Origin of the sequence: Enterobacter sp. 22466 (assembly GCF_052044775.1) — a bacterium.
Classification (GTDB): domain Bacteria; phylum Pseudomonadota; class Gammaproteobacteria; order Enterobacterales; family Enterobacteriaceae; genus Enterobacter; species Enterobacter dissolvens.
On record NZ_JBQENX010000023.1, the window covers coordinates 1 to 11,543 of the forward strand.

Below are 11,543 nucleotides of genomic sequence, written 5' to 3' on the forward strand. Positions count from 1 at the left end.
TTCGCCATATCCTGAGCGTACTGCCGGAGTGGCCCAGCAACAAAGTGGCCGAACTGCTGCCATGGAACGTAGATCTCACCAATAAATAGCCGTCAATACGGCGCTCACTTAACGCTTACCCTTTGTCAGTGTCAGAGACATGACGTTACCGCGAGCAGAAAGTACGGCCAGGCAGAGCGCCACGTTAATCAGTGTTTCCCCCCAGTTGCCGCGAACGTGGAGTCCGGACAGGGAGCGGATGACGACAGAGCCGCAGGCCACAATCAGCAGCCAGGCAAACCAGGCCGCCACGGGGCGGTGCTGTTTACCCTTTTTGCTGAATGTCAGCAACCGCAGCACAATCAGCAGGCAGCTGACGGTGTCGATAAGCAGCAGATAGTCATGAAAAAGTGCCATTATATTTTACCTCCCCCCAACCATTTATTCAGCAGACTGTTGCTGAGTGAGCTCAGCGTCAGCAGCAGACGAACGGACAATGTTGAAGCCAGTAAGGCTCCGACTTCTGGCGGAGCGACAATCAGCGTCGGGGTGAGCACCGAGATAACATTGGCCGCAAACGGAGCACCCAGGATACCGGCCATCAGGGACACGCCAAACAGCAGGGCTTTCTGCATGACTGACAACTCATGGGCAGAGATGACAAAAATTACGGCACCAGCGAAGGCACCCAGTACCACGCCAGTGGGGGGGGGGGGGGAAAGTATTCCCTGCACGGCCGGGTGGTCGGACAGTATCCCGCTCCCGGATGAGAGCGTATGAGATTGCGGCACAATCATAGTGTTTGACCTCTTTGTTTTTTTCAAGATGAATAGTATCTACTCACCTTGACGTTATATTTAAGTATCACGTCAGGTTTTTATACAGGGGAATGTGATAATCCAGCCATTTATTGTTTTTGAATACGTCTGGAATAGTTCAAAAAATTTCCGCCCAATTTTTTAATGAAACAGGAATGAGATTGCTTTTTCAGCTTTTGGGCTTAGGAGGTAATCTCATTCCAACTGTTAATGAATTAAGAGGTATTATCGGATTTCATTCAGAGTGAATGTTACGCGATACCCACCATCTGAGCTAAAACTGACATGATTTGGTGCAGTTTCTGGGTAAGTAATAACTTTCACCTTATCTTCCTCTAAGACAAAATAAATTGAACCGTTTGAAATTACATTACCTTCAAAATCGAAAATGGATATCTGTGTAACATATTCAGTTCCTTTATTTTGCAGAATCCCACAGATCTCATAATCATCACCAGCATAGCAATCAACAGGATTTTTCAGAGAATAGGTATTAACAAAAGCACGGAACGTATCATCAATACCTGATTGGTTAATCAATCGAACTGCAACAATACCTGAGTTTTTTGGCGTGATGATAAATTTACTTAATCCATCAATGCTGCCAATATCAGCTTGATCTGCATTCCAGACTTGATGAATTTGACCATCCTCAGAGTCATTATAGTGGCGCCAGGCATTTATTTGTGACAGTTCTCCTACTTTAACTGAAAGAAATTTGTCATTGAGAGATTCTGGTAAACTGATAACCTCCTTAGTTTCTTCATATGAATGGCTCTCACCATTGAAATTCACATCAGAATAAAAAATTGCACCAGTGCTGATTTTTTCGTTTTTCATAAAAACTCCTTAATAAATATTTTTTGTAAAGGTGTCAGGCGTTGCTGTTCATAAATAAAAAGTAAAACACCATCTCGCCTGGGAATTATTATCTGTTATTTATTTCCGTGTCCGCCATATCCTTTTTTGTCGCGGGTATGACCTTTTGTAACGATCTACTGATATTGCCCGCCAGGACAGAGATAATATGTTCGTCTCAGAACCATCAGTATGTCTCAATAAGACGAAATTTCAGCGCAGAGTTCAAACAAGAATCAGCTCAGCTGGCTGTTGATCAAAACTACACAATGATTAGATGCATCCAGTGCTATGGATGTCGGTTTTTCCACAATGACACTAATGTACCTTATAGTAGCAGATCTGCGAGTAGCTATACGTCCGCATAGGCTGCGTTGTCCGCGCTTTTTCTGGGGCAGATTCCGAGGTGTGTCAATTTTTTATATTTTCACATTACTTTGTTGGTTAAACTTAAATGAATGATGGCTGTTTTGTCCTGTGAGCATCAAAATTTCGAGTACAGGAAATGCCATAATACATCGATTCTAAATGCAAGAATCGATTTTAAAATCCCTGATCTTACCTTATGAAAGGTTGTTATTATGCGTGTGACAATGAATAATGCATACCCATGGCTTTACTTCAAAGCTCATATGTTAAAGAGTACTAATGCAGCAGTTGAACTGGCGGAAAAGAAGGGAGCATCCGCTCATCTGGCTTTTGCCAAGACCTTGTTGGCGGCAAAAAATACACGCTCTGATCTTAAATCGGAACGTGCAGAAAAATACAAAAATTTAAATTACAGAGTCTTGGTTTTATTGGCGAAAAAACAGTTTGCTGGCATAGAAGAAAAATCTAATAGTTTTCATTATGGGACCTCTCCGATCCAAAGGTTCCGTGATATAGGTGCCGCAAATTACTCAATGATTAAAGTAAATGGAGTGCCTATGCCTGCTAATGAAATAACTATTGATGGCAATAAAATTGCGATGCGCTCTCAGTTTCCGACAAACGAGGGTATGGCTAAACATTTTGAAATGATGCTTCAACAAAAAGTCGGTGTTTTAGTTGTATTATCATCCATGGATGATATTGCCAAGTATAATCTACCAGAATACTATAAAAAAAATCAGAGTTACGATGGGGTGTCAGTAACGTGCAAAAAAAAGGTGGATAAGAATGTGAATGGTGATAGCCGTATGGCTGTAACAGGGGTAGGTAGTCTGGAGTTAAATCATTATAGAATGAATATTAGAAAAGGTGAGGATGAATTAAATACCTCCGTCATTCATGTGAGGAACTGGCCGGACAGGACATCACCAAGCCCCGAGGAGTTAAAAGGGTTAGCTTGTTTAGTTACGAAAAAAGTGGAGGAGAAATATGCTGAGAATCAAGGTGTCTGTCAACAGCCTTTTATTCATTGTAATGCAGGAGCTGGACGGACAGGGATGCTAACAGGAGCACTGGCATTATTGAATAACGAAGTTATTAGTGTCGAACAAGCTGTTCTGGATATGCGAGAAACGGGTACCCGCCGCATGCCACAAAATGTAACGCAATATGAAACATTACTAAGATTAAAGCAGTTGTTATTGTCCGGGCCGGCTTATAGCTGAAAGCTTTCTGGCATATCCGTTTTTTCATTTTGTTCAGTGCATGCACCGTGGCTAAAACCTCTGTAACCAGGCCATTGTCGTCACGCAACATCTGTGAAACGTACGCTGATGTTTCAAGGTGTTATGATATCAAAAGGTTATAAACTGTAACTCATGTGTTAAATGCTCGTTTTTTGATATTTTTTTGGGGGGTATTTTTTTCGACTGAAAAATAATTAGATTTTTGTCGAAAGGAAAATATGGAATGAGATTACATAAACTCTGTTCTGCATTGGGAGTTGTTTTCGTGCTGGCGGCAAATGGCACTGCAATGGCTGCAAATCAGGGGCAGGGTACAGTGACATTTAAGGGGGGGCTATCATTGATGCGCCTTGTTCTATCACGCCCAAAACCGTCGACCAGACCGTGAATCTGGGCCAGGTGTCCAGCAAAGCGTTACAAAACGGCGGTACTTCTTCGCCAGTGCAGTTCGATGTCAAACTGGAAGGTTGTGATGCCTCTACGCTGAAAAGCGTGACGACGGCCTTCAATGGGATCGCAGACGGAGACAATCTTGCTCTGCAAGGCGGAACAGCATCGGGTGCCGCCATCGTAATTCAGGACCAGGTCGGCAAACCTATCAAGATCAACGATGTAGCGGGTTCTACTTCGACAGCTCTCTCCGCTGGTGAAAACACGCTGAACTTCATCGCCTTCCTGAAAGGCGATGCAGGTTCCGATGGCATCAAAACCGGTAACTTTGCCTCCGTTGCGAGGTTTGTACTGTCCTACCAGTAAGTTTGTTTGGCCGGGTGTGGGTTCACCCCGGTTTTTTGGGCACGGATGAGTATAGGGTTGGGCATGTGCCATCGCGGTTATTTCATCATGTTATTTTTCCTGCTGACACTGCCTGCGGCGTTCTGGGCTGCAGTGCTGGGAGAGGGGCGTGTCAGCATGCAAGGTTCCATTATTGATACGCCCTGCGCTATTGCAGTTGACAGTCGTGACCAGAGTATTGACATGGCGGTACTGTCGGTTGAACAAATCATGCGTGACGGGCAGGGGCCGACTCGGCCGTTCAGTATCCGCCTGGTGGACTGTGTGCTGGCGGATAACCCCACTCAGAAGAATTCTAATATCTTTCGGGTGACCTTTGATGGGACTACCACCAACGACAACTTGTTTGCCGTCAATGGACAGGGGCGTGGTGTGGGGCTACAGATTGCTGACGAGGGTGGCAATATCGCCCTGCCGGGTGAGCAGATGCAGCCGGGTACGCTGCATGCTGGCAACATGACACTGGATTACACCATTCGCCTGGTAGCGAATCACAAGACTCTAAGAGCCGGTCCTTATCATTCAACCATTCGATTCAAATTAGATTACTACTGATAAAGGGTATTAGCCGTTTTGTTGTTCTCCCGCTGTCGGTAGTGGTGCCGCTGGCGATAGCCGGCCCGCCGCCCCTGGTGGCAGAGAGTATCCAGTTCAACACCGATGTGTTGGACGTGAAGGATCGCAATGCAGTTGACCTGAGCGAGTTCTCGCAGGCAGGTTACATCATGCCGGGAAGATACCCCATGGTGGTGAGCATCAACAAGAATGAACTGCCTGAGCAGAGTGTGCTGTTTCTGCCGCCGGACGGCAACCCAAAAGGCAGTGTGCCCTGTGTGACGAGGGGTATGGTTGAGAAGTTGGGGCTCAAGGCCGATGTGCTGCGTAATGTCACCTACTGGCATCAGGGGCTGTGTCTGAATCTCGACTCCATGAAGGGTACCGAAGCGCGTGGCGACTTAGGCCACGGAGCACTCTACCTGAGTGTGCCGCAAGCTTACCTCGAGTACACCTCCGATGACTGGGATCCGCCATCGCGCTGGGACAACGGTATTGCCGGGGTCTTGTTCGACTACAACATCAATGCGCAGACCACAAGGCCGGTACAGGGCCATGACACTCAGTCGCTGAGTGGCAACGGTACGACAGGTTTCAACGCTGGTGCCTGGCGCTTTCGTGCAGACTGGCAAGCCAGTTATAACCACACTACAGGCCAGCAGCAACCGCAATTGGGACTGGAGCCGTTATTACGCTTATCGCGCGATTGCGGAGTTGCGTGCCAGGCTGACCATGGGGGAGAGCTACCTCAATTCAGGTATTTTTGACAGCTTTCGCTATATGGGGGCCAGCCTGGTATCGGATGACAACATGCTGCCGCCAAATCTGCGCGGCTACGCACCTGAAGTGATAGGGGTGGCGAAGACAAATGCCAAAGTGACCGTCAGTCAACAGGGAAGAGTGTTGTATGAGACTACGGTGGCGACCGGGCCGTTTCGTATTCATCGGCCACCTCTGGAACCCTGGATGTCAAAATCACTGAGCAGGATGGCTCTGTGCGTACTTTTCAGGTGAATACCGCGAACATTCCGTACCTGACCCGCCCAGGGCTGGTGCGTTATAAGCTGGCTATGGGGAAACCAACTGACTACGAACGACACAGCCAGGGGCCGGGCTTTGCTTCGGGCGAGTTTTCCTGGGGGGTCAACAATGGCTGGTCGTTGTACGGCGGCTCAGTGCTGGGCGGCAATGACTATAACGCCCTTGCACTGGGTATTGGCCGTGATCTGCTGGATTTTGGTGCCCTGTCGTTTGACGCGACTGAGTCACGCACCTGTTTGCCGCAACAGGGGGAGGCATCGGGAGGCTCATACCGCCTGAGCTACTCGAAGAGTTTTGACCAATATAGCAGTCAGATAACGTTTGCCGGATATCGCTTCACGCAGCGTGACTTTATGACCATGTCGCAATACATGGATGCGCGTTACCGCGGACAGAATAGCGGCAGTGGTCGTGAGCTGTATACCATTGCGTTCAACAAGCAGTTCCGTGTCCCGAACCTGTCGGCGAACCTGAACTACAGCCATCAGACTTATTGGGATCGCCCAGCCAATGACAACTATAACCTGTCGCTGTCGCGCTACTTCGATATCGGGCGTTTCAAAAACCTGAGCCTGACGATGTCGGCGTATCGTAATGTGTACAACAACACCAATGACGATGGCATGTACCTGAGCCTCAGTATGCCGTGGGGGGTCAACAACGGTACCCTGAGCTACGACAGCCAGATCACCAGTGCCGGCAGTACCAATACGGTGGGTTACTCGAGCATGATTGACAGTAACAACAACTACAGCATTCGTGCTGGTGCTGGCAATGGTGGCCAGGCGGCGGCCTCGGGCTACTTCGTACATGACGGTGATATGGCACAGGTCACGGCCAACGCCAGCTATCAGGGTGGACAGTACAGCTCGATGGGCTTGAGCATACAGGGGGGCATGACCGCTACGGCTAAGGGGGCGGCTCTGCACCGGGTTAATGCCATGGGCGAGACTCGCATGAAGGTCGACACAGATGGTGTCGCTGGAGTGCCTGTACGTGGCTACGGTGGAGTTACCGATACTAACATGTTCGGCAAAGCGGTGGTGGCGGATGTCAACAGCTATTACCGCAATAGCGTCAGCGTCGACATCAATAAGCTGGCGGATGATGTCGATGCTACCCGGTCAGTGGTACAGGACACCCTGACTGAAGGGGCCATCGGTTACCGTCGTTTTGGCATTATTGCTGGTGAGAAGGCAATGGCGGTTATCAAGTTGGCGGATGGCAGTATTCCGCCGTTTGGTGCCATCGTGACCAACGACAACCAGAACCAGACCGGCATTGTCAACGACGAGGGCAGCGTGTGGCTCATTGGCCTCAAGCCAGGCGAAAAGATGGGAGTACGCTGGGACGGTAAGGTGCAGTGCAGCGTGAGCTTGCCAAGCCCGCTACCTTCGCTAACAGACACTCTGTTGCTGCCGTGTCAGGCGCTAAATGACAACCACGTTCACATTTATTGAGGTAGCAAGACAGCATGAAACTGGAGACTTTTCTGGCGGCTCTGACCGTCGTGTTGAGTAGTGTATTGATAGTGCAGCAGGCGACAGCAGCTATTGCGCTGGATCGTACTCGGGTGATTTTCAACGGTGGTAGCCACTCGATGAGCCTGAACGTCACTAACGAGAACAAGGAACTGCCTTATTTAGCCCAGGGATGGATAGAAGATGCCAGCGGTAAGAAGGTCGCGTCGCCACTGATGGTATTACCCCCACTGCAGCGCGTGGAACCGGGGGCAAAGAGCCAGATTAAAATCCAGGCCACACCGGCGACGGCTCAACTGCCGCAGAACCGGGAGTCACTTTACTACTTTAACTTGCGTGAAATTCCGCCGAGAAGTAATAAGCCGAACACGTTGCAGATTGCGTTACAGACGCGTATCAAGCTGTTCTATCGGCCTGATTCGCTGATGGTGACACAAAATGATTATGCCAATCCGTGGCAGATGAAGCTGACGCTGATCCGCAAGGGTGACCAGTACCAAATCAACAACCCTACTCCGTATTACGTGACGATAGTCGGGGCTGCCAGCACACTCAAGGGCAAAGATGTTCCTGGCTTCAACCCGTTAATGGTGGCACCGAAGGGCTCGTCCATGATGAAGGGCAGCGTTGCGGCGCTCGGTGGTGCCCCGGTTCTGACTTACATTAACGATTTTGGTGGTCAGCCGAAGCTGGAATTCCAGTGTGCTGGCAGCCACTGCATGGTGAAGGCGAACAAGCCGGGTTGACCGCCGCGTTGGTAGGTCGCAGGTATGAACGCCATGTCCGCCTTGCGACAGGAGAGAGAATCATGAGGCAGGCAACACGAATGACGAGTGATGCACTGCATCCGGCAGGTTCGGATGTTGATACTCACCCGCGTAAACTGACACTGCACCGCCATCAGGGGCGAATATTGGGTTGTCTGTTGCTGCTGTCTGCTGGCGTGCAGGCGCAAACGCCGGACAACTGGGATGTGGAAGGGGCGCACGGGGTACTGAACGTGAACGGGGTGTTGACCGAAGGTGCCTGCCGGTTGGATATGCAATCGGCCTTCCAGCAGGTGCTGCTGGGCGCCACTACTGCCAATAACCTGAAAGCCCCTGGCAGTCAGGGGACGCCGGTAGCGGTGCAGTTCTACCTGCGCGATTGCCTGCGCAGCGGTGGTAGTCAGACGGATGCGCGCACGGGAAGCCGCGTCTATGACCGACTTCAGCCAGTGGTGTCAGTGACTTTTCGCGGCGAGGCCGATATGAACAACCCCACGTTGCTATCGGTGCAAGGCACTTCGGGGCTGGCGCTTCGGCTGCTGGACGGCGAAAAACGGGATGTACGCCTGGGTAGTCGGGGTGTCCCGCAATACCTGACTCCAGGCATCAGTGTATTGACTTATTACGTAGTGCCCGAGCGCACGTCGGCGCCTCTGGTTGCGGGCGTCTACCGGGCAGTGGTGAATGTTGGACTGAACTATGACTGAGAGCCGAACCTACGTGCTCACCCGTAATCCTCCGTACCGGCGCCTTATACCGACACGAAGGATTACGTTGCTGTTGACACTGGGCTATGCCCTGTGGCTGGCGAGTGCTTCAGCCCAGGCAAAAATGGATCCGACCAACGTCGCCATTAATATCAGTGGCACAGTGGTGGCTAACGCCTCCTGTACTTTCAGCAGCGACACGCCGATACAAGTGAACTTCGGTGATGTGTATATAACCGACATAGATGGCGGCAGCTACAAGACGAAGTTGCCATATTCGCTGACTTGTAAAGGAGATGCGGATGGCAAGAGCATTGAGATGCAGTTGAAGGGCACCAGCGCCAGCTTTGATGACAACGTATTGCAGACAGACGTGAAGGGGCTGGGTATCAAGCTCCTGCAGAACAACAATCAAATCAAACCAAACGACTGGTTCCTGATTAACCCGGACAGTCCACCGGATCTGGAGGCGGTTGTGGTGAAGGATGCGGCGGCTACCTTCAGTAACGGACAACAGTTCAACGCGGCGGCGACGCTGGTTGTTGATTATCGTTGAGGAAGGGCACATGACGACAACATACACACTGCCGGTCCGACAAACTTTGCCCATTTTGCTGATCCTGTCAACGAGCCTGTTGACGCAGAGCTTTATGGCACAGGCAGACCAAAAGGGTGACAGTGTGGCAGTGAATTTTACCGGGGTGCTCAAGCGTAAGCCGTGCCACATCAATAATGACCAGGCGATAAACATTCACTTCGGCAACGTCGGGGTACACAAGGTGGATGGCATCAACTACGCGCAGCCTGTCAATTATAAACTGACGTGTGATGAAGAAGACCCGGGGCTGACGCTGAAAATGTACGTCAAGGGAATGCAGACTGGGTACGACGCCTCGGCCATCACCACCACGGTGACGAACTTAGGTATTCGTATCTTGCAGAACGGCCAGCCCATGGCCATCAACCAGGGATTGATCATCAACTACCAGAACCCACCGAAGCTCATGGTGGTACCGGTGCAGCAGCCAGGCAGCACGTTGCAAGAAGGGAACTTCCAGGCGACGGCCACTCTGATGACGGAATACGAATAGGGAGCTGGGGTATGCACAACTGCAAAAGCAACAACGTGATCACCACTCCGACACGCAGGGGGTTGATCATCGGTGGCAGTCTGATGGGGCTGTCGCTACTGGCGACCCTGGTCGGCAGTCAGGCTGCGAATGCGGAGGCAAACAACAATCTGCAATTCGACGGCACCCTGGTGGCGACCCCGTGCACGCTGGATCCGGACACAACCACCATCCAGCTAGACTTTGGGACGGTGTCAGATAAATACCTGTATATCAATACGCGCACGCACAGCAAGCCGTTCAGTATTCGTTTGCTGGACTGTGACCTGACGCTGGGCAAGTCGGTGGTATTTACGTTTACCGGTACCCCAGATAAGGAGTTGCCTGAGTTGCTGGGGCTGGCCAGCAAGCCAGCGAGCGGTATCGCAATAGGGATGGAGCAGGCGGACGGCACGGCGCTACCGATAAACAAAGCCACACCTGCCTATCAGCTGATGACCGGCGATAACACCTTTACATTCAAAGGTTATGTACAGGGGGAGCCGAGTGCACTGCAGAAGCATAGTATCGGGCGGGGAGACTTCAGTGCGACGGCGACCTTCACGCTGGATTACCCGTAGACTCTAAAAAGTTAGGCAACATAAACCACAAAACGAATATCAGCAGACAGTACTTGCTACCACTATTCGACTGTCAGTAAGGAGTTTTATTATGTCTTATGCTTTATTATTTTTGAGTACTCTAATGGCCGAGTGTTTGTCCTCTTTCGCTAAAGCTTTTACCGTATCAGCTCATATTCGGGAGGGGAGTAATGGATAAGGTGTTAATCACGGCAGCTCGTTTTTTTTCGGTAGGGTTATTATTTGTATACCTTCTGTATGGGCGACAACTGCGTCACTTTCTGCAACCTGTGATCATACAGGAGGATATTGCCTTCCCGGTGATTATGTGAATGTCAAATATGTAACTGGCGGTGATTTAAAAATATCTGATCATACCAAGGATATTCCTGCTCCGAGGATAAAGGTGGGGTATTGTACAAGTTCAGGTGATGGTAATGCTGGACAGTGCGTATATATGGTTGATAAGCCGATATCTCCAAATTTAGTAGATGGAACTCATACATGGGCGGAACTTATTGATTTAGTTCAGGGGAAATACCAGGTTCCAACATCTCCATATAAATCGGATGCATACTGCGTTTCAGCCTGGATAGCTGATGCTGCTTATATGAATGATCTTTCTTTTGGAACTGAGTACTATAGTTCTGATTCCAATTCGCTGTGTGCTGCGTATGTCTCTCCCCCACCACCTGATTTATGCTATATAAATGCGGGAAACAACCCTATCACCGTCGATTTCGGTGCTGTGGAACGTTTTGATATTGGTATCAGGCTTGGTAGTGACTCTGATGTGAATCATTCCTTGACCGTGAACTGCCAGGGAGAAAATACGCATAAAATTGATGTGAAACTTGATATGACGCCGACCAGCTGGTCCAGCGGGCAAATAGCGACGTCCAACCCTGCTTTGGGTGTCAGCATCAGTGTGGACGGGAAGCAACTGAAGAATAACGACAGCTTCACTATGTCTGTCAACGGAAGCAATACCACAGATTTAGCATTCTCACTGTTGCGCAACCCGGATAGTAAACCGACGGATATCGCGACGGGTTCATTTCATGCTTCGGCCACACTGATCGTGACGGAACCATGAAGCTGGACATTATATCGAGGGAGTCATTATCACTCCCTCTTATTTCATTAATTAGATTTAATGACTTTCACGTCTGGTAAGAATACTAGTGGTTTGTTGTTTTTTTTTTTTTTTTTTTTTTTTTTGTTGTCATATGGGGG

Annotated in this window: 12 protein-coding genes and 2 pseudogenes; 11 read left to right on the forward strand and 3 right to left on the reverse strand. The window is 49.8% G+C overall.

Features of this window, described 5'->3' with window-relative positions; translation table 11 throughout:
* On the forward strand, positions 1–89 hold an 89-nt coding region (locus ACTJJI_RS25875; protein ID WP_440656173.1), incomplete at its 5' end, for a hypothetical protein.
* Between the two features lie 19 nt (positions 90–108).
* Here the strand turns inward: ACTJJI_RS25875 and ACTJJI_RS25880 are convergent.
* The 3 genes from ACTJJI_RS25880 to ACTJJI_RS25890 all read right to left on the reverse strand — a co-directional run bounded on the left by ACTJJI_RS25880 (position 109) and on the right by ACTJJI_RS25890 (position 1,637).
* Complete coding sequence (locus tag ACTJJI_RS25880; protein WP_440656227.1) at positions 109–396, reverse strand: phage holin family protein; 288 nt, start codon at positions 394–396, stop codon at positions 109–111.
* The gene (locus ACTJJI_RS25885) at positions 396–776 is read right to left on the reverse strand and encodes a putative holin (protein ID WP_440656229.1); all 381 of its coding nucleotides are present in this window, start codon (positions 774–776) and stop codon (positions 396–398) included. Before ACTJJI_RS25885 ends, ACTJJI_RS25880 begins: the two co-directional genes overlap by 1 nt.
* 246 nt (positions 777–1,022) lie before the next feature.
* The gene (locus ACTJJI_RS25890) at positions 1,023–1,637 is read right to left on the reverse strand and encodes a beta/gamma crystallin domain-containing protein (RefSeq protein ID WP_440656231.1); all 615 of its coding nucleotides are present in this window, start codon (positions 1,635–1,637) and stop codon (positions 1,023–1,025) included.
* 599 nt (positions 1,638–2,236) lie between these two features.
* On the opposite strand from ACTJJI_RS25890, the gene ACTJJI_RS25895 reads away from it, so the two are divergent.
* From ACTJJI_RS25895 to ACTJJI_RS25940, 10 genes and pseudogenes are all read left to right on the forward strand, one after another.
* Complete coding sequence (locus ACTJJI_RS25895; protein WP_440656233.1) at positions 2,237–3,250, forward strand: protein-tyrosine phosphatase family protein; 1,014 nt, start codon at positions 2,237–2,239, stop codon at positions 3,248–3,250.
* A 244-nt stretch (positions 3,251–3,494) separates the two neighbouring features.
* A pseudogene (locus ACTJJI_RS25900) lies at positions 3,495–4,027 on the forward strand (fimbrial protein).
* A 63-nt stretch (positions 4,028–4,090) separates the two neighbouring features.
* Positions 4,091–4,621 (forward strand): fimbrial protein, encoded by a 531-nt coding sequence (locus ACTJJI_RS25905; RefSeq protein ID WP_440656235.1) that lies wholly within the window; start codon positions 4,091–4,093, stop codon positions 4,619–4,621.
* 8 nt (positions 4,622–4,629) lie between these two features.
* A pseudogene (locus ACTJJI_RS25910) lies at positions 4,630–7,122 on the forward strand (outer membrane usher protein).
* A 14-nt stretch (positions 7,123–7,136) separates the two neighbouring features.
* Positions 7,137–7,889, forward strand: a complete 753-nt coding sequence (locus ACTJJI_RS25915) for a fimbria/pilus periplasmic chaperone (protein WP_440656237.1) — start codon at positions 7,137–7,139, stop codon at positions 7,887–7,889.
* Between the two features lie 80 nt (positions 7,890–7,969).
* The gene (locus ACTJJI_RS25920; RefSeq protein WP_440656239.1) at positions 7,970–8,617 is read left to right on the forward strand and encodes a fimbrial protein; all 648 of its coding nucleotides are present in this window, start codon (positions 7,970–7,972) and stop codon (positions 8,615–8,617) included.
* A 67-nt stretch (positions 8,618–8,684) separates the two neighbouring features.
* Positions 8,685–9,173 (forward strand): fimbrial protein, encoded by a 489-nt coding sequence (locus ACTJJI_RS25925; RefSeq protein ID WP_440656241.1) that lies wholly within the window; start codon positions 8,685–8,687, stop codon positions 9,171–9,173.
* A 10-nt stretch (positions 9,174–9,183) separates the two neighbouring features.
* Complete coding sequence (locus tag ACTJJI_RS25930; protein ID WP_440656243.1) at positions 9,184–9,708, forward strand: fimbrial protein; 525 nt, start codon at positions 9,184–9,186, stop codon at positions 9,706–9,708.
* 11 nt (positions 9,709–9,719) lie between these two features.
* Positions 9,720–10,307, forward strand: a complete 588-nt coding sequence (locus tag ACTJJI_RS25935) for a fimbrial protein (protein WP_440656245.1) — start codon at positions 9,720–9,722, stop codon at positions 10,305–10,307.
* 328 nt (positions 10,308–10,635) lie between these two features.
* Positions 10,636–11,403 carry a fimbrial protein gene (locus ACTJJI_RS25940; RefSeq protein WP_440656247.1) on the forward strand — a complete coding sequence of 256 codons (768 nt, stop codon included), beginning with the start codon at positions 10,636–10,638 and terminating at the stop codon, positions 11,401–11,403.
* Positions 11,404–11,543 lie beyond the last annotated feature (140 nt).